The sequence below is a fragment of the Variovorax sp. PCZ-1 genome (assembly GCF_018413605.1).
Taxonomy (GTDB): domain Bacteria; phylum Pseudomonadota; class Gammaproteobacteria; order Burkholderiales; family Burkholderiaceae_C; genus JANMDU01.
On the sequence record NZ_JAHCDN010000001.1, the window covers coordinates 72,120 to 95,272 of the forward strand.

The window sequence follows — 23,153 nt, forward strand, 5'->3', positions numbered from 1 at the left end:
TTTGAAGCTGCAAACCATGTTGCTCCTCCTCTCTCATTTTTCAAAGCGAGCCAGTGCGCTTGCTTGCATCTGCGCGCTCGCGCTGTCCAGCGCCTGGGCTGAGAAAGCCGATCGCTCCAAGCCGATGAATGCCGAGGCCGATTCCCTGCGCTATGACGATGTGAAGCAAACCAGTGTGTTCACTGGCAATGTGGTGATCACCAAGGGCACGATGATCATTCGTGCGGATCGCGTGGAAGTGCGCCAAGATAATGAAGGCTTCCAATTCGGCACAGCCACTTCTACAGGCGGCAAGCGCGCCTTCTTCCGCCAAAAGCGCGATGCGGGCGATGAATGGATCGAAGGCGAAGCTGAGAGCATTGTGTATGACGGCAAGGCCGATAACGTGAGTTTCCGTGGCAATGCGAATATGCGCCGTTTACGCGGCGCGACACTTACAGACGAAACCCAGGGTGCATTGATCACCTACGACAACACCAGCGATGTGTTCAGTGTTTCGGGCGGCAGCCCTGCCAACGCAGGCACTCCCGGCGGGCGAGTACGCGCCGTGCTCACGCCACGCGCGGCAACACCAGCCGCTTCCGCTTCGCCTTCCGTACCCGCTTCGACAGCGACACTACGCCCCAGCACCACCATCGGCGGGGACAAGAAGTGAGCGAAAAAGCCTTGGCTGAGCCGGCTCGTTTGCTCGAAGCCCGTGGTTTACAGAAGAGCTACGGCGCTCGGCAAGTGGTCAAAGATGTATCGCTCGCCGTCAGAGAAGGCGAGGTGGTCGGCTTGCTCGGGCCTAACGGCGCTGGCAAGACCACTTCGTTTTACATGATTGTGGGCCTCGTACGCGCGGACGCAGGCGAGATCAGCATCAACGGGCATTCAGCGCAAAACATGCCCATCCACCGCCGCTCGCGCATGGGGCTGTCTTATCTGCCGCAAGAAGCCTCCATCTTTCGCAAACTCAACGTCACGGAAAACGTTCAAGCTGTGCTCGAGTTGCAGCGCGATGAAAACGGTAAACCGCTTTCTAAAGACGCATTGAATGAACAGCTGGAGCAATTGCTGAAAGATTTGCGTGTCGATCATCTGCGTGATTCGCCGGCGCTCGCGCTCTCAGGCGGTGAGCGCCGCCGCGTGGAGATTGCCAGAGCGTTGGCCACCAACCCGCAATTCATCTTGCTTGATGAGCCCTTTGCCGGTATTGACCCGATTGCTGTGATCGAGATTCAGCGCATCATCAGCTTCCTCAAAAACCGAGGCATCGGTGTGCTGATCACCGATCACAACGTACGCGAGACGCTGGGTATTTGTGATCATGCCTACATCATCAGCGAAGGCCGCGTGCTCGCGCGCGGCACGCCAGCCGAGATTGTTGACAACCCCGACGTTCGCCGCGTGTATTTAGGCGAGCACTTCAGAATGTAAGCCAGTTGGCCTGCGGGCTAACAGCAAGATATGAAACCGGGATTAAGTCTTCGCGTCTCTCAGCATTTGGCGCTCACGCCGCAACTGCAGCAATCGATCCGTTTGCTGCAGTTGTCTACGCTCGAGCTCTCCCAAGAGATCGAGCAGATGATTCAAGACAATCCGTTCTTGGAGCAGGAGGCACAGGAGCTGGGCTACGAAGAGCAAATCGCTCTGGAGCGCAGCCAGCGCGATGATGAGAAGCTGCGCAATGAAGAATTAGAGAGCAACTTGGATGCTACTGATTTTATAGCATCTCGCGCAGATTCTATGCCGCCTACCGGCTCAAATGATGCTGAAAACGAGAGTTTCTCGGCCAGCAGCGATGAAACTGCCCCCGCCACAGAACCCACCGATTGGGATGGCGACAGCGTGCAAAACGCCACTGACGATACCAGCCACGATCTAGAAATGGGCATGGACGCTGGCACACGCAGCGCCAGCGCCGCGCAAGGCGAGGGGGATTACGACCCCACAGAAAACAACGCAACGAGCGCCACCCTGCAAGAGCATCTGCACCGCCAAGCGCTCTCACTGCGCCTCTCGCAAGAAGATCGCGCTGCGCTGTACATGTTGATCGAATCGCTCAACGACGATGGCTATTTAGAAGACGATTTTGAAAGCCTTGCTCAGAGCTTGGGCGCTTCAACACTGGAAGATGTGGAGGAGTTGATTGCGCGCTTTAGCATTGCTCTCAAGTGGCTGCAGAATTTAGAGCCCGTTGGCGTGGGTGCTCGAAATTTGGCGGAATGCCTACAGCTTCAGTTGCGCGCGAGGCCAGATTTTGCAGATGATGAGGTGGTGCAGGCTGCGACTCTTATTTTGGAGCACCCACTTGAGCTGCTCGCTAAGCGCGATGTGAAGCGCTTGGCTCAATTGACGGGCAACTCACAAGATGTGATCAAAGCCGCCATTGCCTTGATCGCCCGCCTAGAGCCCAAGCCAGCACGTCAATTCGCGCAAGTCGAGCGCAACATCGTGATCCCCGATGTGATCGTACGCGCAGAAAAGCGCAGAGGGCAAGTCATCTTCGTCGCTCAACTCAATCCTGAAGTCATGCCGCGCCTGCATGTGAACGATCTCTATGCCAACGCTTTGAAAGGCAGCAAAAAAACGGAGGCCGTGCAAGGCCTGCAAACCCGCCTGCAAGAAGCGCGCTGGTTCATCAAAAATGTGCAGCAGCGCTTTGACACCATCCTGCGCGTGAGCCAAGCCATCATTGAGCGGCAAAGCAGCTTCTTCAAGCATGGCGCAGTAGCGATGCGCCCCTTGGTGTTGCGCGAAATCGCTGATGAAATCGGTATGCACGAATCGACGATCAGCCGCGTCACAACAGCCAAATACATGAGCACGCCCTACGGCACCTTCGAGCTCAAATATTTCTTCGGCTCAGCGCTCACCACCGAAACCGGCGGCATTGCGTCTTCAACAGCCGTACGCGAACTCATCAAGCAATTCATCGATGCTGAGAGCAAAGCCAAGCCCCTCTCCGATAACGCCATCGCCGACATGCTCAAAGAACAAGGCATAGAATGCGCCCGCCGCACGGTGGCCAAGTATCGCGAAGCGTTGCGCATTCCTGTGACGAGTTTGCGTAAGACCCTCTGAGCGAAGAAAGGGATTAAATGGGGTCGGATCACAATTCATGGGTCATGATCTCCCCGGCGCGAAACAACGCACAGACGAAATTTTGCTCCGACCCCATTTAACTCCGCTCCCCATAAAAGCCAACTACCATGAACAACCTCCACCTCTTCCTCCCCTGCGCCGGAGGTGTAGAAACTTACCTCGCCGCCGAAGCCGCCAAAATCATCGGTGATGCTGAATCCGTGCGCCAGGAAATGGGTGGCGTCGCTGTCAAAGCCAGCTGGCGCCAAGCCCTAGAGCTCAATTTGCACAGCCGCTTGGCCAGCAGAGTGTTGGTTGGCGTGATGCAGCGCCCCTACCGAAGCGAAGACGACATCTACGAAGCCGCCTGTGATGTCGCCTGGGAAATCTGGTTCACACCGAAACAGACTTTCAAGATCGATATCACCGCCACCCGCAGCCCACTCAAAAGCCTCAACTTTGCCGCACTCCGAGTGAAAGATGCCATCTGCGACCGCTTCCGCCATAAAACCGGCGAGCGCCCCAGCGTCGATACCCAGCGCCCTGAGGTTCGCGTGTATGTGCACCTGAGCGCCGAGCATGTGAGCCTGTATGTGGACACCAGTGGCGAGCCGCTTTTCAAACGTGGCTGGCGGCAAGACAAGGGCGATGCCCCGCTCAAAGAAACCTTGGCCGCCGCCATGATCGCCGCCAGCGGTTGGCAGCCCGATCAACCGCTGTACGACCCCTGCTGCGGCAGCGGCACGATAGCCATCGAAGCCGCCCAAATTGCTTTAGGCATCCCCGCCGGCGGCCAGCGCCGTTTCGGCTTCGAGCGCTTGCTGCCTTTCCAAAAGCATGTTTGGGATGCTATGAAATCAGAAGCACTTCGCGCAGTATCCATGCCGGCCGTAGGCCAAAATACCTTAGAAATCTACGGCTCGGATGTGGCTCACCGCATGGTCGATTTCGCGCAGCGCAATGCCGACTTGGCTGGCGTAGGTGAGCTTGTGCAGCTGCGTGGCGGCGATGCACTGCAGCGCAAGCCGCCCTGCGATGTGCCGCCACAAGGCGCTGTGATTTTGACAAACCCCCCGTATGGCGAGCGCATTGAAGTGGCTGGCGTGGCCGGTACTGGTGGTCGAGCTTCACCACGCGTGCATACCGTCCGTTCAGATCATTCGCCACGTGGACTTCGCGATGAATTTGATCGTCCGATGGAGTCACCGCCAATGAGCGCAGGCACGCGACCCGCCCGCGAAACCGCTGAATTCAACCAAGACGAAGGCGATTTCTTCCCTCAACTCGCCACACACTGGAAAACCCATTTCGACGGCTGGACAGCGCATCTGCTCGTTCCCGATATGAAGCTCCCCGGCAAAATGCGCCTCAAAGAAACCCGCAGAGTCCCCCTGTGGAATGGGCCGATAGAGTGTCGTTTGTTTCGCTTCGATATCCAAGGCCGGCGCGCAACACCCTCAGAGCCAAGCTCTGCCTCGGCATGAGCAGAGAGCCCCAAGTGCCGGAAGGCATTGTCATCCTAGACACCAATATCGTTTTAGACCTTTTCCTTTTTCAAGATCCACGAACGGCGGTTTTGCGAGAACAACTCCAATCAAAGCGTCTGAGCTGGTTAGCCACCGCCCACATGCGCAATGAACTGGAGCGTGTACTAACTTACGCGCATATTTCTGCCAAGTTGAGCTATTACGAAAAAACACCCGCTGACATCTTGGCCGCCTTCGACCAAGCCGTCCAAATCTACGAACAGCCCACAGCAAAAGCCCCCTACGTCTGCAAAGACCCAGACGACCAAGCCTTCATCGACCTAGCCGCTCAACTCGCCGGGCAAGCCCCCGGCCAAAAAGTCACCCTTATCAGCAAAGACAAAGCTGTGACCTCCATGCGCAAAAGGTTAGAAAAACTGTCCGTGTTTGTCACAACGACACTTCTTGCCTGACAAAAATGTCAAGCATGACACCGTATGGCTTGGTCGAGCCGGTCTAGAGTTGGTAAAAACCCAAACCAAATCCTACGGATAGCTCACAAAGCGCAAGATTCGTCACGAAATCGATACATCAAACCGTCAGAACGCGCTTCGAAACATCGCAAATACAAGTTGGCACGCTGATTGCTGAACAAAGATGCTTTCATTCACACTTAAGGAGAATTTAATGAAACGTTCTATTCAAAAGGGTTTCACCCTGATCGAACTGATGATCGTGGTTGCGATTATTGGTATTTTGGCTGCTGTAGCTTTGCCAGCTTATCAAGACTACACCGTGCGTGCACGTGTGTCTGAAGGTTTGGTGGCTGCTTCTGCTGCAAAAGTTAACGTGCAGGACGTGTTGGCTTCAGGTAACCCACAAGGTGACGCTGCTGGATACTCCACTGGCTACACCCCACCAGCTGCCTCTCGCAACGTAGCAAGCGTATCGATTGCTCCTGGCACAGGCGTTATCGAAATCACAACCACTGCCGCAGCTGGCAACGGTACTCTGCGTGTGCATCCAAATGCGCCAGCAGGTAGCGCATTGCCTACAGGTACAGCAGCTTTCACGCCTCCAGCGCAATCTGTTGCTTGGCGCTGCATGGCTGTTGGTGCAGCTGCAGGTTCCTTCACGGGCACAACTGCCGGCACGTTGCCAGCACGCTTTGCGCCTTCAGAGTGCAAATAAGCTAGATTTCCCGCTTATTGCAGGAAAACAAAAAGAGCGCTCTGAGCGCTCTTTTTATTGGGCCAAGTTTTTGTAATGTGCCACTCTCGCTACTCAGAAAACAAATATTTTCAATATCTAGGTTCTATCAGCTGATTGGCATAGCAATTGCAGTATCTGACTGCATTAAGTTATTTCAGGAGAAATTATGAAACGGACAATTCAAAAAGGTTTTACCTTGATCGAGCTGATGATCGTGGTTGCGATTATTGGTATTTTGGCTGCTGTGGCTTTGCCGGCTTATCAAGACTACACCGTGCGTGCGCGTGTGTCTGAAGGCTTGGTAGCTGCTTCCGCTGCAAAAGTCAACGTTCAAGACGTGTTGGCTTCGGGTAACCCACAAGGTGACGCTGCTGGATACTCCACTGGCTACACCCCACCAGCTGCCTCTCGTAACGTAGCAAGCGTATCAATTGCTCCTGGCACAGGCATTATCATCATCACAACCACTGCCGCAGCTGGCAACGGTACTCTGCGTGTGCATCCAAATGCGCCAGCAGGTAGTGCACTGCCTACAGGTACAGCAGCTTTCACGCCTCCAGCGCAATCTGTTGCTTGGCGCTGCATGGCTGTTGGTGCAGCTGCAGGTTCCTTCACGGGCACAACTGCCGGCACATTGCCAGCACGCTTTGCGCCTTCAGAGTGCAAATAAGCTAGATTGGCGCGGTGAGTTAGTTTTAAAATACTTAATCACACGTTACTTCAAAGAGCGTCTTAGACGCTCTTTTTCTTTTAATTCGCATATTGGTTGTATGAGAACGCGATTGCAATCAGCCCTTCGGGCTGCAATGGTGCACTTGTTGTGCAGTGTGTTGATCGCCTTGCTTGCTGCAGTGCTGGTCTTTGGTGTTTGGTATCCCTCTCCATACGATGAGCTCGTGGGGGGGCGTGGCCTGTTTACTTTGATCGTGATCGTTGATCTGGTGTGTGGCCCCATACTAACCTTGGTGCTATTCGATCCTGCTAAATCAAAGCGTAAATGGTATTTTGATTTGAGCCTCATTGTTGTTATGCAGCTCGCAGCCTTGCTTTACGGCTTAGCGCAAGTTGCGGCAGCAAGGCCAGTCTTTTTGGCTTTTGAAGGCAATCGCTTTCGTGTCGTTCAGGCGATCGATGTAGATGCTAACGATCTTGCTCAAGCGCCCACCCATCTACAGTCACTGAGCTACCAAGGTCCGCGTTTGATTGGCGCTCGCCTGTCTAAGTCAACTGACGCAGACTTCTTGACCAGTTTGAACCAATCCATGCAGGGGCGCCATCCATCTTTTCGGCCATCGCGATGGACCGACTATTCAGAGCAATCACAAGCCCTGCGCGAGCAACTTGAACCATTGAAGAAGTTGCGCGAAAAAAATCCATCGAAGACGGACACATTAAATGCCGCAATCTCTGCAACAGGCTTGCCCGAAAACAGATTGGGTTACGTGCCCTTAGTGCGAGAGCCCATCACGGATTGGGTGGTCATCGTTGATAGGCAAACTGCTATGCCCGTAGCATATTTGCACATGGATGGTTGGTAAGCTATTGGCATTTCAAACCTATCAATAACAGAGAAGTTAAAACAATTTCATGCCGCAGCATCGTTTCTTAATGCTTATCTCTGTCGTGTTGATGGCCGCACCTTGGCTTTGGCCTTTCCTTCTTGGCCCGCTGCCTGCGATGCTGCCTGACCTATTGGCTTGGGCGGTAGCGGCAATCTTGTTGTGCTTATTACCAAGTTTGGGCCATCGAAAACTAGAGGCGATTGCTTGGGGCTGGCTGATTGCTGCCGTGCTGAACGCAGTCATTGCCTTGTTGCAATACTTCGATTTAGAAAACTCGCTCCATCCGTGGTTGGTTTATGCTGAACCTGGCATCGCTTATGGAAATATTCAACAAGCGAATTTGCTGGCAACCCTGCTGAGCGTCGGACTGTTATCACTGATCCATCTGATCTATGTCGGGCGAATAAAAACTTGGCTTGCAGTCCTGTTTGGTGTGAGCTTGATGCTTGGGCATGCAGTGGCCGCCTCTCGTACTGGATTGATTGAGTTGCTTTGTGTCGTTGCGCTGCTGCTGTATTGGCGGCCCTGGGCAGTGAACAAAATGATGCCTTGGCTGCTTGCCGGGGCGGCGGTTTTATTGGTGGCTGGTTCGGTTTTTCCTTATATTCTTGAGACGTTCTATGACGTGGAAGTGGCGCGTCGGCTTTTGTTTCGTATATCTCTAGCGAGCAGTTGCCAGAGTCGCTTGGTGATTTGGTCGAATGTCATTGAACTGATCCAAATGCGCCCATGGACAGGTTGGGGATGGGATGGGCTTTTGTATGCGCACTATATTCAGCCGATGGAGGGTGAGCGCGCTTGTATAAAGCTCTCAAATGCACACAACTTATTTTTGCAGCTGGCGGTTGAATATGGTGTGCCGTTCGCAGCCGGCATATTTCTATTTTTATTGTGGACACTGTGGCGATTCAAGCCGTGGCGTGCCCAGCAAGCCAGCGAGCGGCTAGGCTGGTCAGTTTTATTGATGATTGGTTTCCATAGCCTGGTTGAATTTCCGCTTTGGTTTGGTTATTTTCAATTGATGTTTGGTTTGGCGCTCGTTCTCATATTTAGCTCTCAAACGGGTGTTCTTCAGTCCCAGGAAAATGCTGTGTTAGTCAGGATGAGATGGATGTTGGCTACCTTTTCTCTTTCTATTCTGGCGCTTTTAGCTTTGGATTATCACCGCGCAAGCCAGCTCTATTTACCACCACAATTTCGCTCCAAATGGTACGGCCCAGATGTGATGAAAACTGCACAAGGCTCCGTCTTGTTTAAATCTCATGCACTTATCGGACAAGTACTTCAAATCCCAATAACAAAAGCAAACGCAGAGCTCATGCTAGAGGCGGCGCAGCAAGCCTTAAGAATAGCGCCCGATTCACGCATCATTCGTAGACTATTGCAAGCGGCGACAATTGCTGGCCGCGAAGACTTGGTCAAACTTCACACGATGAGATACAAAGCTGCATGGCCTAAAGAGTATGAAGAATGGCGTATCTTGCAATCTACCGAACAAAAGTGATTGCTCTAAGTGTCGGATCTAGCGAATGCGATGACACAACGATCTCGTAGACTATCGCTTGAGTTGAGCTACAAATATTGATTCAATTTACCATGACACTTCCTAGATCGATAGGATATGTTTTTGTACTCATCATTCCTTGGTTGTGGGGATATGAATATGGACCTTCTCAGAGCTTGATGCCTTGGGTATTGGCGATGCTTGGATTAACCATTGCTTTGCTTGATCTTCATCGTAACAGCCGCTGCTTCCAGCTCTCGTTACTTCTGGCCGCGTCTATCAGCGTGGCTATTGCAACACTACAGTTTGTTGGTGTATCAAATCAATTTGTACCTTGGGTTTCGGAGTCTGCAGAAGGGCAGGCCTATGCGAATCTTCGGCAACGTAATCTGTTTGCTAGCCTCTGTGTGATGGGGTGGCTTGCTCTATTGCTAGGATTCAGGGATCGACTAGTAAAGCCAAGCTTGAGTACGGGGCAAGACAGCAATGGGTCGATTTGGAGGCTAGTGATTTGGGTGCTAACTGCTTGGGCAGCTTGGGGTCTGGCGATGTCTTCCTCTCGAACCGGTGCATTACAGTGGCTAACCATCGTGGCGCTGATATTCATGTGGCGCAAATCGCTTCAGGAAGTGACAGTAAGGTTCGTCTTAGGTGGCATTGCTTGGTATGCATTGTGGGTGTCCGCGATGCCGTGGGTGGTGAGCTCGCTAAATAATGAATCAATTGGATTGCTTTCACGCATCAATGACACCAATGCGTTTTCTCGCATCGATTTGTGGAGTAATGTTTTGGAGTTAATCTGGCGTGAACCGCTGTTAGGCCATGGTTGGCGTTCGTTGGCTTATGTGCATTACAGCTCGGATTTTTCTGGGGCGCGGTTTATGGAGATGCTGGATAACGCGCATAACTTGCCTTTGCATTTGGCCGTGGAGCTGGGGCTGCCTGTGGCTCTTGGATTTTGTGGTCTGGTGGGGTGGTTGATTTGGAAGAACAAGCCCTGGGCCGAAACGCGGCTTGATCGGCAGTTGGCTTGGGGGGTGCTCTTGGTGATCGGGATTCACAGCATGCTGGAATATCCGCTGTGGTATGGGCCGTTCTTTATGACGGCTGTGATATGCATCGGGATTTTGTGCGGAGATTTATGGCGAAATTGGCTGATCGCCGGCACAGATTCTGCGCGAAGTGCTATTCAATTAGGAGTACGTAGTTTTGCAATCCTGCTCTTGGTGGCTACGGGATTTGTGGCGTTTGATTACCACCGTGTGAGCCAGATTTATTTGCAACCAGATCAGAGGAGCGCTTGGTATGCCGCTGATCCGCTAGGTGCTGCGAAGCAGAGTGTGTTTTTCCAAAGCCACGCAAAGTTTGCGGAGTTGCAAATCACACCTCTGTCTCGCGAGAGTGCACCACGTGTGTTGGAGTTGTCGAGCGAGTTGGTGCGCTGGTCGCCTGAGCCGCGCATCATTGAAAAATTGATTGAATCAAGCGTGATGTTGGGGCTGGACGATGTGGCTGCGTTTCACTTGAAGCGCTATCGCATTGCTTACCCGCATGCTTATGCGTTATGGGCTAAGAAGCCTGGGTAAATTTACCAGCGCGCTTTGATTTTGTTGTAGGCGTTTTCGCCGAGTAAGTTGTGTGCACGGGGTGTGATGTGGCGATCGTCTGCGAAGAGGTAGACGCCGTAGCTTGGATTAGCGTTAGCTGCAGTGCAAGCGGAGGCGACACCTGGGCATGCCACGGCCGTAGCATTACCGCCCCCGCCGAGGTTGCTGGGGGTGGTGTAGAGGGTGGTGACGTAGGCTTCATTGTCAATGAGGAGTACGCTGTTGGTGACGTTGGCCAAGCCGATCTTGAGGCCATCGTTGAAGGCTCGGGTGGCGGCTGTGAAGCCAGCAGCGCGGCCTCGTGTGGCGGCGAAAGGTGTTTTGCCGAGATCGGGTGAGTTGGCGATGACAACATGTTTGCCGTTGGCTGCAGTCAGTCGCAGCACCTGTAATGCGAGTGCGCGGCCTGCGGCGTCAGCGGCGATGGCCAGGGCTGAGTCGGTGGCGTTCGCAGGATCAATGGCTAAGGCAGCCAACTCAGACACGCCGGCATCAATGATGAGGAGATCGCTAGCACCGATAGTGTTCGCGGCGAGGAAGGTGGTGATTTGGTTGGCGATAGAGTTTGCGCCTGAGATGCGTGCGCCGTTTTGCGCAAAGCCGAGGCCTCCTGAGACCTGAGCTGTGATCGTCTTGCCATAGCTGGTTGCCACGCGCTCGACCCAAATATTCACGGTGCCGTCATTCACTGTCATTTTCGCGCCGGGTGTGAGATCAGACCAACCATCCCCAAAACTGATCACGCGTGAGGGGTTGAGCGGCTCAAAGGTGGAGCCGGAGCCACAGGCTGCTAGCAGCAGTGTGCAGCCGAGGGTGATGCAGGAGAGGAGGCGGTGCAAGGCAGACATGATACGAACTTAAAAAGAAAACAGACTCTATCTTAACCGCGCCGCTTTGCCTCAAGCAGCAGCGCGCTGAAGGCGATCCCGCACACCATCCCAAGCAGCATCTTCGGGAACGGTTTCGACCCAGATCAGGCGCACGTTTTGGGCATCGAATTCGCGCAGCACGGCAAAGAGCTGCTGCGCGGTGCTCATCGCGTCTTGCGGCATGCGGCGCAGGATGATATGAGTGCTTTTGGCTTGGAGCGGCGCTCTGGCGTAGACGGCGATGTTTTTGCCTTCGCTGCCTAGGAGATCAAGCGCGGTTTGCAGGGTTTTGGCATCCATCAATCGCAACGGTGCTCGCGGTGCGTAGTGCGAAGCCAGTGTACCGGAGGCTCTGGGGGCGGGTTGCTGAAGATCGCTCTTTTGAGTAGTTTTCGGAGTATTTTCAGCATCTTGCCGGCGTGTATCCTGCGCAGAATGCTCATTATTTGATAGCAAAGCCTGCCCCATTGCAGCCTCAAGCTGCGCTGGCGTGAGCACACCGGGGCGCAGCAACACGGGTGCGCCGCGTGTGCAGTCGATGATGGTGGACTCGATGCCGACATCGCATGCGCCACCATCGAGCACGGGCACAGCATCGCCAAACTCGGCCCTCACATGTGCCGCTGTGGTGGGGCTGACTTTACCGAATTTGTTGGCGCTGGGGGCGGATACGCCCATGACACCGAGCTTGGCGCATTCTGCAAGCAGCTCGCGCGCAACAGGATGAGCCGGGCAGCGCAGGCCAATCGAATCTTGCCCACCTGCACTTGCGCTTGCAACGCCGCTCTTACGCGGCACGATGACGGTCAGCGGCCCTGGCCAAAAAGCGGTCATCAAGCGTTGCGCAAAATCTGGGATCGCGCAAGCAAAGTGCAAAGCCGACGCGGCATCACTGACATGCACGATCAGCGGATGATCTGCTGGCCGGCCCTTGGCTGCGAAGATTTTGGCGACTGCAGCATCGCTTGCAGCGTTAGCGCCGAGGCCATACACCGTCTCGGTGGGAAAGGCGAGTAGCTCGCCAGCGGCAATGCGCTTGGCCCCATCCAGCACACTCAAATCAGCCATGATCTCAAGCGACATCCAGCATCGTGGGCGAATAGGGGAGGCCAAGAGTCTGCGCTACTTCCTGCGCTACGCTGCCTGCGATTTCGGGGTTAGAGCCGGTAATCGTGATGTGCCCCATTTTGCGACCTTTGCGTGCACCGGCTTTGCCATACAAATGCAAAGAAACGCCAGGCAAAGCCAGTACAGCAGCCCAGTCTGGCGTGGTCTCGTTGCCCGCTTCGTCCAACCAGATATCGCCCAATAAATTCAACATCACACTGCTGGCCAATTGCACAGGTTGCGCCAAAGGCAAGCCGCAAAGCGTGCGCACTTGCAACTCAAACTGCGACACGCTAGAGCCCTCGATGCTCCAATGCCCGCTGTTGTGTGGGCGCGGTGCAATTTCGTTGACGCGAAGCTCACTCGCATCGCTCACGCCACCAGCGGCATCCTTGAGGATGAAAAATTCTACGCACAACACGCCGATGTACTGCAATTGCTCTGCTATTAATTTCGCAGCACTCTGCGCAGATTCTATAACGGCGAACGGCAGATTTCCTTCGTAAATCTCGCTGCTGGCTAAGATGCCATCGACGTGCACATTGCGAGCCACAGGCAGTGTCACCACTTGCTCATCTGCATTGCGCGCGAGCACCACAGAGCATTCGGCAGCCAGAGGCGCAAGTTGCTCCAACACGCAGGGCACGCCGCCCAATTGCTTGAATGCGATACTGGCTTGCGAGCGTGTGCTGACCTTCACTTGGCCTTTGCCGTCGTAGCCTAGCGTCGCAGTTTTGAGCAAACCGGGAAAGCACTCGTCGGGCGCACCGGTGATGTCGATCATCTTTTCCACGGCAATGAAAGGCACTGGCCCTGCATGTGCATTGCCAGAAGCTTTAGCCGCTTGTGCGAGCATGGTTTTTTCTTCGATACGGTTTTGCGCAATCGCTACACAATCTGCGCTGGGCGATACCACGCGTTGGCTGCCCAGCGTCACCATCGCAGGCGCAGACACATTCTCAAACTCTGTGGTGATCGCCGCGCAGCGCTGCATGAGTTGAGCCAGTGCAGCTTCATCATCAGTGCCGCCTTGGATGTGATAGTGCGCCACGGCACCCGCCGAGCTGATCGGGTCTTTATCGAGCACAGCCGTGAAATAACCCATGCGCTGCGCTGCCTGCACAAACATCTTGCCCAACTGACCACCGCCGAGCACGCCCAGAGTAGCGCCAGGGAGAATCGTGCTCATACGCCCACCTTCATATCTGTCGCGGCCTTCGTTTGCGCCGCACGGAAATCATTCAATTTTTTCGCCAGCGTAGCATCCTGCAAAGCCAGCATCGCCACTGCAAACAAAGCCGCATTTGCTGCGCCTGCTGAGCCAATCGCAAAAGTTGCGACTGGAATTCCCTTGGGCATTTGCACAATCGAATGCAGCGAATCGACACCTTGCAGGTGCTTGGAAGCCACGGGCACGCCGAGTACGGGTACCGTCGTTTTTGCAGCCAGCATGCCTGGCAAATGTGCTGCACCGCCCGCACCAGCAATGATGGCTTGTAGGCCACGGCCAGAGGCGCTTTCCGCGTAAGCAAACATAGCATCCGGCATGCGATGGGCGGAGACGACTCGGCATTCATGAGGAACACCAAAATCTGTGAGAATCTGCGCAGCGTGTTGCATCGTGTCCCAATCCGAGTTGGAACCCATCACCACACCGATTTTGATTGTTGCTGTCATCCTTGGATTGTAAGCAACAGCCCCTATCTACTTGTATACCCACAAATTAGCCACTGCCATGATTGACGTGACCCTTGCCAATTTCGAGACTGAAGTCGTCGAAGCCTCCAACACCACTCCCGTGCTGCTCGATTTCTGGGCACCTTGGTGCGGCCCTTGCAAAACCATCGGCCCGATGCTGGAAAAGCTAGAACTGGAGTATGCAGGCCGCTTCAAGCTCGTCAAAATCGATTCCGACCAAGAGCAGCAGCTCGCCTCCGCTTTCGGCATCCGCAGTATTCCCACTTGTATCTTGATGATCAACGGTCAGCCGGTCGATGGTTTCATGGGCGCATTGCCTGAGAGCCAACTCAAAGCTTTTCTCGATAAGCACTTGCCGGCCGCTGAAGAGCAGCCTGCGGCAGTGGAAGAGGAGCCTGAGCAAGAAGCCACTGCGCAAGACCAGCTCAGCGCGCTCAAAGAGGCTCTGGACAAAGCGCCCGATGACGATAACGCACGGTTCAACTACATCCAAGCGCTGCTGTTGTCTGGCGATGTGGCAGCAGCTCACATCATCTTCAAGCCAGCACTTCCCAAAGTGAGTGTGGTGCGCCGCTATGAAAGCATACAGATGCTGTTAGATGCTATGAATTCAGTAGCTGCTCGCGAAGATATCACGCCGGCGAAAGCCATATTTGATGCAAAAATCGCTGCGAACAAACGCGATTTCTCTGCGCGATTCACATTCGCCCAAGCTCTGATCGCAGCTGGCCAATACACCGCTGCCATGGACGAACTTCTGGAAATCCTCATGCGCGACAAGCTCTGGGACAAAGAAGGCGGCGCAGAAGGCAAAGCGCGCAAACTCTACATCGCCGTGCTCGATCTGATTGAGCAGCCCAAACCCAAAATGCCTGAAGGCCAAATTCCACCCGATGATCCAGTGGTGGCCACGTATCGTCGGCGCTTGAGCTCAGTGGTTTTGAGCTAATTGCGCTTGCACACAAGACAGTCAGAAACAGCAAGACTTAAAACAACGCCGTCAAAGACACGTGTCTTTGACGGCGTTTTTTTTTGAATTTGGATATTTTGATGATCAAGCGGGGCGCATGGTGTTGCCATCCAATGTCACCTTGCTGCCCACTGTCGGCGCTGTGGCCTGCTCAATCGTGCGACTGCTGCCGTCTTCCATGCGTACGCGCACAGAGTAAACCGTGGTCTTCTTCATGTTTTTCTCGACGGCATTGCCAGCAACGCCGCCGCCGATAGCGCCCAGCACAGTTGCTACGGTGCGGCCATTGCCTTTACCGATTTGATTGCCCACCACGCCACCGAGCACGCCACCCGCGACGACGCCAACGCCTGAGCCCTGGCCTTCTTTGGTGATGGGCGTGACCGCTTCAATCGTGCCGCAGCTCGTGCACACGGGTTTAGCGGATTCTTGGCTGGTAGCAACGGGTGCAGGCAAAGAGGCGGCTTCTGGCGCAGGGGAGTTAGGGGCTTGAGCAACCACAACAGGCGCGGCTACAGGCTTACTCGTTGATACTTTGGGCGCAGGCTGTGAAACAGGTTTTGCAACGACTTTGGGCGCAGCTTGTGTCGATTTTGTGCCAGCAACCGTGGGCTTTTCCACCATTTTTTCTTCGGTGATCATGCCAGCAGGAGCGGGTTGTGATGTTTGCGTTGCAGGAGTGCTCATGGCCAATGCTGAAGTCAAGGGCAGCGAGGCCTGCGCAAGGGGTTCTGGGCGCTTGTTCACTTGCACCAGCGTCGCACCCATGGCCAGCACGCAGACGCTGAGCACACCCACAGCAGCCCAAAGTGGCTTGGTGGAGGCAGCGGGTGGTGTGTTGGCAATGGCAGGAGCGGCTAGATGTGTGTTCATGGGAAACCTCTGTGAAGTTGATCAGCCCATTGAACGCCTCCAACACGTGTTTTGCCTACTTTTTTGGGCAAAGAATCGTGTCTGTTTTGTAAATGAAGTCACGAAACCACAATGCCGCGTTGATCACCGCGGGCTGTACTTCAGTGCCCTGAAAAATCCACCAAAGTAAACAAGGGCAGGCCTGTCGCTTTCAAGCGTGCCGAGCCGTGCAACTCTGGTAAATCCACAATAGCAGCGCCTTCCATGACGGTAGCACCTAATTTTTCCAGTAGTTTTTTACCTGCCATCATCGTGCCGCCCGTCGCGATCAGATCGTCAATCAATAGCACGCGCTGGCCAGGTTTCACAGCATCCGTGTGCAACTCTACGGTGGCGCTGCCGTATTCAAGCTCATAGGTTTCTTCCACAGTCGTAAAGGGAAGTTTGCCTTTTTTACGGATCGGTACAAAGCCCAAGCCCAGCTCATAAGCAATCACCGAGCCGAGAATGAAGCCGCGCGCATCCAGGCCAGCCACCACATCGGGGCGCATGCCGCCTTCCATGTAGCGGTGCACAAAAGCATCGATCAGCACGCGAAACACTCGTGGGTTTTGTAAGAGCGGTGTGATGTCTCTGAACTGCACGCCTTTTTCTGGCCAGTCGGGCACAGTACGGATGTGTTGGCGCAGAAAGTCGGAGAGGGTGTGGGTCAGTGAATCCATGCAGCAAGTGTCACACAAATTGCCCCACCAAGATCGCTTCGCGCATGCGAACAGCAAGCACAGCCGCTAAGCCTTTCGTCAGATCTAAGGCGAGCTTAGGGTATTGGGCAGACATGGCCTCAAATTTTTCCCAGCTCAGGCTCCAAGCAATACCATTGCCGACAGAAGAAATGGTCGCGCTGCGCGGCTCACCTGAAAAAAATGCCCCTTCGCCCACCACCGTGCCGGGTTGCAAGCGAGCAATATCGTGGCCACGCGCTTGAACCTTAAGCTCGCCTTCAGCCAAGATATAGAGGATGCGATCACTGTTACCCTCTGAGATCAGCACGGTGCCTGGCTGCAGGAAATTCACTGCAAGATAGGGTGCAAGCAGCTTCCAGCCATCATGCCCCAAGCGGCACTGCAGCGCATCTTTTGCATCCAGCGCCGCAATCGCATCGACAAGCTGGCGCACGTTCATGGGAGGTTTCTGGTGTAGAGGCTGACTAGTGACCACTGGTCACTGGCTCGAGGGCTATCGCAGCTCGCCGTATTGCGTGCCGCTGAGAGCCGGCATCGGGTCATCATCGGCCATCTCGGTGTCTTCATAGCCCGTGAGCAACAGCTTGCTGCGTGCTTTGTCAAGCGTACTGGGGTCAGCTGCCTTGGCTGCTACAGCTGGGGCATTTGGCCGCGGTGTTGTGCTTGGAGCCGATGCCATCACGCCTTGTGCAGCACCTGCTGCCAAGGCACGGCGAAATGCCGCGACCTCATCATCGCTCAGATCTTCTTGCCCCGGCTTAGCCTCTTGCACAGGCTTGGTTGCAGCAGCTTTTTGCGAGGCTGTAGCGCCAATGATAGGGAAAGAGCCCGTAATGTTTGGGGCGGCGGAGCTTGCAGCTTTTGTTACTTGTAAGGGCTGTGTTGCTGCATACGCGCTGGAAGTGCTGGTAGTGGCAGGCGTGCCGTCCATGCCGAATAAGGGCGCTGGGCGTGATATCGGTGCCTGAAGCGCGCCTAGCAATGGCGCTGGCGCACTTGCTGGCGAAGATGAATGTGCAGAAGTAGCGTTGAAATACCTCCAATACACCGCTTGCACAATGATTTCAAATCGATGACGCGCCGTTTGCGCAATCATGTTTTCAATCTCGGCGAGTTTTTCGACTTCACCACTGAATTCAGCAGAAAGCTCGATCATCACCAAGAAACTGCGCCCGCGCTGATCCAGCGATAGCACTTTGAACTTGAAGGCGGAAGACAGCACGCCAACACGCACCATCGATTCGCGGACCACTTGAAACAATAGCTCGCGTTTTGCATTGCGCTCCGTGCGGCGCTGCTCGAGGCGTTGTGCGGAGGCTGCCGCTGCAGGCTGGGCGGAACTGCTGGAAGATTTGCTGCCCATCATCGGGCGTGTGCTGTCTAACTGCTGAGACGTCAGAACGTCAGTAGCTACACCCTTGGAGTGAGCAGGGAGTTTGTTATTTTTACCTGAGAACCAATTGAACCAAGCCATGTGTGAATTTTTACCTTGAAACCATTGTGTACAAGGAAAACTGTCGCAAAAAAGCCAAAAAATGGCTGTTTTTGCGACTTAAGTCCGCTTTCACACACTTGAGGTCTGTTGCGTTTACAACAGAGCGTGTTGTGAGTGATTAATTATTACCCCAGCCGCGATCATTGCCGCCACGGTCTCCACCGTAGCCGCCACCGCCGCCACGGCGATCACCGCCGCCGCCATAACCACCACGGTCTCCGCCGCCGCCGCGACGATCACCGCCACCGCCACCGCCACCACCACCGTAGGGACTGCGGAAGCCACCATCGTTACCGCCACCGCCACCGTAAGGGCCACGGCCACCGCCGCCGCCACCGCCGTATCCACCGCGGCCACCACCATAGCCACCGCCGCCTTCACGGGGAGGGCGAGCCTCTGCTGGACGAGCTTCGTTCACAACCACAGTGCGGCCGCCGAGCTCTTGGCCATGCATGCCAGCAATAGCAGCTTGCGCTTGGGCATCGTCTGCCATTTCTACAAAACCAAAACCCTTAGAGCGGCCAGTGTCGCGCTCCATCATGACGCGTGCGCTCGTCACGGAACCAAACGCGCCAAAAGCGGTTTGCAAATCATTGTCACGCACGGTGTAGGGCAGATTGCCCACGTACAGTCGATTACCCATCTTGTCTTTACCTATCAATGCCAGCACTTAATCAGCGCGGGACTCCAATTTAAAAAAACTAAAAAAGCGACGGAGTCCTGAGCACTGCATAAATAGTTCGAGCTGTACTTGCTGTTCCGACACCTAACCTGAGCAAAGGTTTCTGATCACGGATGAACCCGTAAGAAAAAACATCTACACCCTTGGGATTATGAGCCAGAATCGCAAACTGTCAAAGTTTTCCCCCCAAAGCCGGGAACTGGCATGAAAAACCTTTGTATTTAGGCTGTTTTGTGACTTCTGCGCCACGCATCGTCAGTCTTGTACCCAGCATCACCGAGCTTTTGGTGGATTTGGGGCTGGGCGTTTATTTGGTGGGTCGAACAGGGTTTTGTATTCATCCCTCAGAGACTGTGAAGAATATTACTAAGGTAGGCGGCACGAAAGACGTGAATCTGGCGAAGATCAAAAAACTTGGCTGTACGCATGTGATCGTGAATGTCGATGAGAACACCTTACTCACTGTTGAAGCTTTGCGTGAATTCGTGCCGCATGTGATCGTGACGCATCCGCTCTCGCCGCAAGACAACATCGCATTGATCGATCAGTTGCTCGCCGCATTCGCTATGAATTCAGAAGCAATCCACGCAATGAATACGCCGGCGAATGAGCTAAAACGGCAAATAAATCTAGGTTTGAGCAGAATTCAAGCCATGCCTAAGCACAATGAGCGCGTGCTCTATCTGATCTGGCGAGATCCATGGATGACCGTAGCGCGAGACACGTATATCAGCCGCATGCTTGCCTTGATTGGTTGGCAAACATGGCCGGAGGTTGAGGGCGGAGAAACGGGTGCTGCGCGGTATCCCAAACTTATTGGCGATGAGCCTGGGCTCAAAGATGTGCGCCGCGTTTTGCTTTCAAGCGAGCCGTATCGCTTCGATGCTGACCACATGAACGAAGTAAAAGCTTGGTTACCTCAAGCACAAGTGCAACTGGTCGATGGCGAAATGCTCAGCTGGTATGGCAGTCGCAGCGCCAAAGGCTTGGCTTATTTGGCGCAGCTCGCCACGCGATAAGCTTACTTTGCTTCTGGCGAGTTCTTGAAAGAGCGCAGTTGAAAAATCAGGCCAACGATAAAGCACAGCAAAAGCACGCCATAAATGGGCTTAAAGCCTGCCGCTTCTGGATTGGGGAAGTTGGCGCGTGTGGCAGGCAGGCGCGTCAGTGTTTCGGTCACACCAGGAATCATGTGGAACAAGATCGTGGCTGAATAACAAACGGCTTGCGCATGGCGCGTCCAGCTTTTGAACAGTCCTGCGCTGGAAACGATGAGGCCAGCAACCAAGGCCAGCAAAGTCAGCACAGCCAAAGCATGAGCCGGGCCGAACTTACCTTGGTTGAAGATGCCGAAAGCCGTGAGTGCAGTGATGGCTGTTGTTATCAAATAGACACGCCCTAGCGTTGTGCGCGATGTGATTTCACGGTATTTGAGCAGGAGCCAGAAGCCACTGGCCAAAGCAACAAGGCTCACCAAAGTGTGAACCAATCCAAGCATTGAAAGACCCAACATGTTCATTTCCTTTGTTCGAAGTCAAGCTGCTGTTCGAAGCGGCAGTGATGCAGTATTTTTAGTGGCTGGATCGTACTTTGCGAGGAGCCGCTTTGTATCTACTTTGCCTACAATTTCACATTTGTGAAATCAGAGGAGCACTAGGCCTAGCAGCGTCGCGCGATCTTGATGCCCACAGCCTCAAACGCGCGCAGCACTTTGTCTTGCGCGGCAAGAAGCCGCTCGGTGGGGCCGCCAACGCCAACAGCCATAGGCACAGAATCTGGCGAAGTAGGCAAGCGAGCTGCCATCACCGTGCCACCCAACGTATAAGAACTCTGTGCAATGCAATAGCCTTGAGCGCGGACGATGTTGATGGCATGCATGAGATCACGTTGAGGGACTTGCTGAACCTCTGGCGCTTCGTTGTTGCTCTTTCTCAAAATGCGGTGAATTTCAGCATCACTCATTGCAGCAAGTAACACATGCCCGGTGCTGGCGCGCACCAAGCGGCGCTTGGTGCCCATGCGCAAAATCAAGCGAATATCAGCTGTTGATTCCAGCACTTGAATGTATTGCGCATCCAAACCATTACGCTGCGCCAAGATCACCGTCTCCCCCGTGAGCTCACGCAGGCGGTAAAGCGTTTCCGTCACGCCAGTATCGGTCTCGATCCATGCGCCCAGCAGAGCAACGCGTGGCGTAGGCATGAACTGGCGTGTATGCGCGTCTTGCCGCAGATACCCCATCTTGACGAGGCTCGCTAACAGTACCGAGGTGCTCGAGCGCGGGTAGCCGAGTGCATCGGCCAGCTCGGTCAAACCCGCAGGCTCACGCCGATTGGCAAAATACTCGAGCACATCTAGTGCCCGAGCTGCGGATTTAACAATGCCGTCGCTCATCGTTGGCCAAGAAGCATAAAAACCCTAGCTTACATCCTGTACAAATCGGCTTTCGACAGCGTGTTGGACATCACACGTATCGTGGCGGCATCAACGAAGACACCATCCAGCTCAATCGCGCCCAAACCTTGCTTTTCTGCTTCCGTATAGGCCGCTGCCATCGAACGTGCGCGCTTCACATCTTCCACTTTCGGGCTGAACACTTCCATGCCCGAGGCAATTTGATTGGGATGAAGCGCCCATTTGCCCCACATGCCGAGCGCCAAGCATTTTCTGCATTCATCGGCATAGCCGCGTTCATTGCCGAGGTTGGGATACGGGCCATCAATTGCGTGGATGCCCACCGAGCGTGCGGCCATCACGATGCGCCAGCGCGGCCAAGCCCACAAATCGCCAGGATAGTAGCCGTCTTCACGCAATGCTTGCACATGCACGCCGTGGCTGGCTGAGTAATCGCCCATACCGAAGATCAGCGCTTCGACTCGATCACTGGCGCGCGCGATTTCATCCACATTGATCAAGCCATCCACTTCTTCGATCAGCACTTCAATGCCAATGCGTTTGGTGAGGCCGAGTTTCTTTTCTAATTGCCCGAGTAGTGTGTCCAAAAACAAAACATCGCTGGCACGATTGGCCTTGGGCAGCATGATGGTGTCTAGGTGCGTATGTGCACCTGTGACGACTTCGATCACATCGTCATGGCACCAAGCGGTGGCAATGTCGTTGATGCGCACGCAGCGCGTTTTGTTGGTCCAATCATGCGTCGTCAGCGCGTGAACGGCTTTGGCACGCGCGGCCACTTTTTCGCGTGGTGCGACGGCATCTTCCAGATCAAGAAACACATGATCTGCCGCACTGAGCGCGGCCTTGGCCATCATTTTTTCGTTAGATGCCGGCACAGCGAGCTGCACGCGGCGTGGGCGGTGAATGCGTGACATTATTTGTCTCCCCAATGGCTGATTCGTTTGAGCAGCACACGGCGCTCGCCTTCGCAGACAACTTTGTCAAACTGATTGATCGCCCAATGCTTGAAATGCACGATGCCCGCATCGGCGCGATCTGATTCGTTCACGGCAAGCACTTCACTGTAGGCATGCAAGGTATCGCCATGAAACACAGGCGCGGTGAAGCGAATCTTGTCCAAGCCCAACTCTGCCAAGGCTTGCTCGGCCGTGTCTTGCGCGGCTAGGCCAATACAAATCGACAGGTTCACACCGCCATAGCTCACCGCTTTGCCAAACGGGCTGGCTTTCATTTTCTGCTCGTTGAAATGTGCGTCTGCAGAATTCATCACGAGATTAGTCAACAAAACGTTTTCTGTGAGATCAATGGTTTTGCCGCGTGCATGGCGAATCACTAAACCTGCGGTGAAGGCTTCAAAGTAATTGTGGCGGCTGCTCAGAGCTGAGGTTTTCATTTGAAGCTCCCCGTGGAGGATTTGCGCACCAAATTGCTGCGCGTGAACGCCACCACTTTTTCGCCGCGCTGATTGAAGCCTTCGGTGCGCCAAGTCACGATGCCTGCGCCCCCGCGTGATTCGCTTTCGCGCACAGCAGTCGTGGTGCTCACGGCCGTGAGCGTGTCACCGGGATAGACGCTCACGCCATAAGTCAGATCATCAATGCCTAAGAAAGGGCCGCCGGCTTCGCTCAAGTCTTCCACTGATAAGCCGAGCACAGTGTTGAACACCAAGAGCGGATTGATCGGCGTGTTGTCGTGCCCATGCTCTTTCGCAAACGGTTGATTGAAATAGATGGGGTTGAAGTGCAAGGTGAGCGTGTTGAACAAAGCGTTGTCGGCCTCATTCACAGTGCGCCCCCAGTGATGCTCGAAGCGCTGGCCTTCGGTGTAGGCGCTGAAGTAGTTGCCTTTGTGCCAAGTGACTGCGGCCTTCATTTTTTCGGGTGTGGTCATGGTGCGTTCGCT

26 protein-coding genes are annotated in these 23,153 nt (G+C 54.5%); 12 read left to right on the forward strand and 14 right to left on the reverse strand.

Annotation, left to right across the window (positions count from 1 at the left end; genetic code table 11):
• Positions 1–16: 16 nt before the first annotated feature.
• From lptA to KIH26_RS00440, 10 genes are all read left to right on the forward strand, one after another.
• The gene (gene lptA / locus KIH26_RS00395; RefSeq protein ID WP_213441364.1) at positions 17–655 is read left to right on the forward strand and encodes a lipopolysaccharide transport periplasmic protein LptA; all 639 of its coding nucleotides are present in this window, start codon (positions 17–19) and stop codon (positions 653–655) included.
• A complete protein-coding gene (gene lptB / locus KIH26_RS00400) occupies positions 652–1,419 on the forward strand; it encodes an LPS export ABC transporter ATP-binding protein (protein ID WP_213441366.1) in 768 nt (255 codons plus the stop codon). The genes lptA and lptB overlap by 4 nt, the downstream gene beginning before the upstream one ends.
• Before the next feature lie 30 nt (positions 1,420–1,449).
• Positions 1,450–3,066: an RNA polymerase factor sigma-54 gene (rpoN, locus tag KIH26_RS00405; RefSeq protein WP_213441368.1), complete on the forward strand. Its 1,617-nt coding sequence runs from the start codon at positions 1,450–1,452 to the stop codon at positions 3,064–3,066.
• A 128-nt stretch (positions 3,067–3,194) separates the two neighbouring features.
• Complete coding sequence (locus tag KIH26_RS00410; RefSeq protein ID WP_213441370.1) at positions 3,195–4,550, forward strand: THUMP domain-containing class I SAM-dependent RNA methyltransferase; 1,356 nt, start codon at positions 3,195–3,197, stop codon at positions 4,548–4,550.
• Positions 4,547–5,005: a putative toxin-antitoxin system toxin component, PIN family gene (locus KIH26_RS00415; RefSeq protein ID WP_213441372.1), complete on the forward strand. Its 459-nt coding sequence runs from the start codon at positions 4,547–4,549 to the stop codon at positions 5,003–5,005. Before KIH26_RS00410 ends, KIH26_RS00415 begins: the two co-directional genes overlap by 4 nt.
• A 214-nt stretch (positions 5,006–5,219) precedes the next feature.
• Positions 5,220–5,723, forward strand: a complete 504-nt coding sequence (locus tag KIH26_RS00420) for a pilin (protein ID WP_213441374.1) — start codon at positions 5,220–5,222, stop codon at positions 5,721–5,723.
• Between the two features lie 187 nt (positions 5,724–5,910).
• Positions 5,911–6,414, forward strand: coding sequence for a pilin (locus KIH26_RS00425; protein WP_213441376.1), 504 nt, complete (start codon positions 5,911–5,913; stop codon positions 6,412–6,414).
• Positions 6,415–6,514: 100 nt separating this feature from the next.
• Positions 6,515–7,282 carry a TfpX/TfpZ family type IV pilin accessory protein gene (tfpZ, locus tag KIH26_RS00430; protein WP_503005129.1) on the forward strand — a complete coding sequence of 256 codons (768 nt, stop codon included), beginning with the start codon at positions 6,515–6,517 and terminating at the stop codon, positions 7,280–7,282.
• Between the two features lie 49 nt (positions 7,283–7,331).
• A complete protein-coding gene (locus KIH26_RS00435; RefSeq protein WP_213441379.1) occupies positions 7,332–8,810 on the forward strand; it encodes a PglL family O-oligosaccharyltransferase in 1,479 nt (492 codons plus the stop codon).
• A gap of 77 nt (positions 8,811–8,887) precedes the next feature.
• A complete protein-coding gene (locus KIH26_RS00440) occupies positions 8,888–10,396 on the forward strand; it encodes a PglL family O-oligosaccharyltransferase (protein WP_213441381.1) in 1,509 nt (502 codons plus the stop codon).
• Between the two features lie 2 nt (positions 10,397–10,398).
• On the opposite strand, the gene KIH26_RS00445 is transcribed toward KIH26_RS00440, so the two are convergent.
• From KIH26_RS00445 to purE, 4 genes are read right to left on the reverse strand one after another with little or no spacing between them, the layout of a single operon-like run.
• Positions 10,399–11,265 (reverse strand): SGNH/GDSL hydrolase family protein, encoded by an 867-nt coding sequence (locus KIH26_RS00445; protein ID WP_213441383.1) that lies wholly within the window; start codon positions 11,263–11,265, stop codon positions 10,399–10,401.
• A 51-nt stretch (positions 11,266–11,316) separates the two neighbouring features.
• Positions 11,317–12,369: an L-threonylcarbamoyladenylate synthase gene (locus KIH26_RS00450; protein WP_213441385.1), complete on the reverse strand. Its 1,053-nt coding sequence runs from the start codon at positions 12,367–12,369 to the stop codon at positions 11,317–11,319.
• Positions 12,359–13,582 (reverse strand): 5-(carboxyamino)imidazole ribonucleotide synthase, encoded by a 1,224-nt coding sequence (locus KIH26_RS00455; RefSeq protein WP_213441387.1) that lies wholly within the window; start codon positions 13,580–13,582, stop codon positions 12,359–12,361. The genes KIH26_RS00450 and KIH26_RS00455 overlap by 11 nt, the downstream gene beginning before the upstream one ends.
• Complete coding sequence (gene purE, locus KIH26_RS00460; protein WP_213441389.1) at positions 13,579–14,070, reverse strand: 5-(carboxyamino)imidazole ribonucleotide mutase; 492 nt, start codon at positions 14,068–14,070, stop codon at positions 13,579–13,581. The genes KIH26_RS00455 and purE overlap by 4 nt, the downstream gene beginning before the upstream one ends.
• Positions 14,071–14,128: 58 nt before the next feature.
• On the opposite strand from purE, the gene trxA reads away from it, so the two are divergent.
• Positions 14,129–15,040, forward strand: a complete 912-nt coding sequence (gene trxA / locus KIH26_RS00465; RefSeq protein WP_213441391.1) for a thioredoxin — start codon at positions 14,129–14,131, stop codon at positions 15,038–15,040.
• A gap of 105 nt (positions 15,041–15,145) precedes the next feature.
• Here the strand turns inward: trxA and KIH26_RS00470 are convergent, their stop codons facing one another.
• The 5 genes from KIH26_RS00470 to rbp form a co-directional block, all read right to left on the reverse strand.
• Positions 15,146–15,934: an outer membrane lipoprotein gene (locus KIH26_RS00470; RefSeq protein WP_213441393.1), complete on the reverse strand. Its 789-nt coding sequence runs from the start codon at positions 15,932–15,934 to the stop codon at positions 15,146–15,148.
• Positions 15,935–16,074: 140 nt separating this feature from the next.
• Positions 16,075–16,635 (reverse strand): adenine phosphoribosyltransferase, encoded by a 561-nt coding sequence (locus tag KIH26_RS00475; RefSeq protein WP_213441394.1) that lies wholly within the window; start codon positions 16,633–16,635, stop codon positions 16,075–16,077.
• A 10-nt stretch (positions 16,636–16,645) separates the two neighbouring features.
• The gene (locus KIH26_RS00480) at positions 16,646–17,095 is read right to left on the reverse strand and encodes a Crp/Fnr family transcriptional regulator (protein WP_213441396.1); all 450 of its coding nucleotides are present in this window, start codon (positions 17,093–17,095) and stop codon (positions 16,646–16,648) included.
• 54 nt (positions 17,096–17,149) lie between these two features.
• Positions 17,150–18,130 carry a hypothetical protein gene (locus tag KIH26_RS00485; protein WP_213441398.1) on the reverse strand — a complete coding sequence of 327 codons (981 nt, stop codon included), beginning with the start codon at positions 18,128–18,130 and terminating at the stop codon, positions 17,150–17,152.
• 139 nt (positions 18,131–18,269) lie between these two features.
• Positions 18,270–18,794, reverse strand: a complete 525-nt coding sequence (rbp, locus tag KIH26_RS00490) for an RNA-binding regulator (RefSeq protein ID WP_213441400.1) — start codon at positions 18,792–18,794, stop codon at positions 18,270–18,272.
• Positions 18,795–19,066: 272 nt separating this feature from the next.
• Here rbp and KIH26_RS00495 point away from each other — a divergent pair, with 272 nt between their 5' ends.
• A complete protein-coding gene (locus KIH26_RS00495) occupies positions 19,067–19,852 on the forward strand; it encodes a helical backbone metal receptor (protein WP_349627829.1) in 786 nt (261 codons plus the stop codon).
• 2 nt (positions 19,853–19,854) lie between these two features.
• On the opposite strand, the gene KIH26_RS00500 is transcribed toward KIH26_RS00495, so the two are convergent.
• The 5 genes from KIH26_RS00500 to KIH26_RS00520 all read right to left on the reverse strand — a co-directional run bounded on the left by KIH26_RS00500 (position 19,855) and on the right by KIH26_RS00520 (position 23,141).
• Positions 19,855–20,346, reverse strand: a complete 492-nt coding sequence (locus tag KIH26_RS00500; RefSeq protein ID WP_213441404.1) for a hypothetical protein — start codon at positions 20,344–20,346, stop codon at positions 19,855–19,857.
• A gap of 146 nt (positions 20,347–20,492) precedes the next feature.
• A complete protein-coding gene (locus KIH26_RS00505) occupies positions 20,493–21,227 on the reverse strand; it encodes an IclR family transcriptional regulator (RefSeq protein ID WP_213441406.1) in 735 nt (244 codons plus the stop codon).
• 29 nt (positions 21,228–21,256) lie between these two features.
• Entirely contained in the window at positions 21,257–22,165 is a 909-nt protein-coding gene (locus KIH26_RS00510; RefSeq protein ID WP_213441408.1) for an HpcH/HpaI aldolase/citrate lyase family protein, read from the reverse strand.
• Entirely contained in the window at positions 22,165–22,644 is a 480-nt protein-coding gene (locus KIH26_RS00515) for a MaoC family dehydratase (protein ID WP_213441410.1), read from the reverse strand. The genes KIH26_RS00510 and KIH26_RS00515 overlap by 1 nt, the downstream gene beginning before the upstream one ends.
• Positions 22,641–23,141: a MaoC family dehydratase gene (locus KIH26_RS00520; protein WP_213441412.1), complete on the reverse strand. Its 501-nt coding sequence runs from the start codon at positions 23,139–23,141 to the stop codon at positions 22,641–22,643. Before KIH26_RS00520 ends, KIH26_RS00515 begins: the two co-directional genes overlap by 4 nt.
• Positions 23,142–23,153: the final 12 nt, after the last annotated feature.

Excerpts from the sequence above, each read along its gene's own strand:
- rpoN (WP_213441368.1), top strand. The coding sequence starts at position 1,450 with ATGAAACCGGGATTAAGTCTTCGCGTCTCTCAGCATTTGGCGCTCACG.
- KIH26_RS00425 (WP_213441376.1), top strand. The coding sequence starts at position 5,911 with ATGAAACGGACAATTCAAAAAGGTTTTACCTTGATCGAGCTGATGATC.
- KIH26_RS00515 (WP_213441410.1), bottom strand. The coding sequence starts at position 22,644 with ATGAAAACCTCAGCTCTGAGCAGCCGCCACAATTACTTTGAAGCCTTC.
- KIH26_RS00500 (WP_213441404.1), bottom strand. The coding sequence starts at position 20,346 with ATGTTGGGTCTTTCAATGCTTGGATTGGTTCACACTTTGGTGAGCCTT.
- purE (WP_213441389.1), bottom strand. The coding sequence starts at position 14,070 with ATGACAGCAACAATCAAAATCGGTGTGGTGATGGGTTCCAACTCGGAT.
- KIH26_RS00455 (WP_213441387.1), bottom strand. The coding sequence starts at position 13,582 with ATGAGCACGATTCTCCCTGGCGCTACTCTGGGCGTGCTCGGCGGTGGT.
- KIH26_RS00505 (WP_213441406.1), bottom strand. The coding sequence starts at position 21,227 with ATGAGCGACGGCATTGTTAAATCCGCAGCTCGGGCACTAGATGTGCTC.
- KIH26_RS00420 (WP_213441374.1), top strand. The coding sequence starts at position 5,220 with ATGAAACGTTCTATTCAAAAGGGTTTCACCCTGATCGAACTGATGATC.
- KIH26_RS00410 (WP_213441370.1), top strand. The coding sequence starts at position 3,195 with ATGAACAACCTCCACCTCTTCCTCCCCTGCGCCGGAGGTGTAGAAACT.
- lptA (WP_213441364.1), top strand. The coding sequence starts at position 17 with ATGTTGCTCCTCCTCTCTCATTTTTCAAAGCGAGCCAGTGCGCTTGCT.
- rbp (WP_213441400.1), bottom strand. The coding sequence starts at position 18,794 with ATGGGTAATCGACTGTACGTGGGCAATCTGCCCTACACCGTGCGTGAC.
- KIH26_RS00485 (WP_213441398.1), bottom strand. The coding sequence starts at position 18,130 with ATGGCTTGGTTCAATTGGTTCTCAGGTAAAAATAACAAACTCCCTGCT.
- KIH26_RS00480 (WP_213441396.1), bottom strand. The coding sequence starts at position 17,095 with ATGAACGTGCGCCAGCTTGTCGATGCGATTGCGGCGCTGGATGCAAAA.
- tfpZ (WP_503005129.1), top strand. The coding sequence starts at position 6,515 with ATGAGAACGCGATTGCAATCAGCCCTTCGGGCTGCAATGGTGCACTTG.
- KIH26_RS00475 (WP_213441394.1), bottom strand. The coding sequence starts at position 16,635 with ATGGATTCACTGACCCACACCCTCTCCGACTTTCTGCGCCAACACATC.
- KIH26_RS00415 (WP_213441372.1), top strand. The coding sequence starts at position 4,547 with ATGAGCAGAGAGCCCCAAGTGCCGGAAGGCATTGTCATCCTAGACACC.
- trxA (WP_213441391.1), top strand. The coding sequence starts at position 14,129 with ATGATTGACGTGACCCTTGCCAATTTCGAGACTGAAGTCGTCGAAGCC.
- KIH26_RS00435 (WP_213441379.1), top strand. The coding sequence starts at position 7,332 with ATGCCGCAGCATCGTTTCTTAATGCTTATCTCTGTCGTGTTGATGGCC.
- KIH26_RS00470 (WP_213441393.1), bottom strand. The coding sequence starts at position 15,934 with ATGAACACACATCTAGCCGCTCCTGCCATTGCCAACACACCACCCGCT.
- KIH26_RS00445 (WP_213441383.1), bottom strand. The coding sequence starts at position 11,265 with ATGTCTGCCTTGCACCGCCTCCTCTCCTGCATCACCCTCGGCTGCACA.
- KIH26_RS00450 (WP_213441385.1), bottom strand. The coding sequence starts at position 12,369 with ATGTCGCTTGAGATCATGGCTGATTTGAGTGTGCTGGATGGGGCCAAG.
- KIH26_RS00520 (WP_213441412.1), bottom strand. The coding sequence starts at position 23,141 with ATGACCACACCCGAAAAAATGAAGGCCGCAGTCACTTGGCACAAAGGC.
- KIH26_RS00510 (WP_213441408.1), bottom strand. The coding sequence starts at position 22,165 with ATGTCACGCATTCACCGCCCACGCCGCGTGCAGCTCGCTGTGCCGGCA.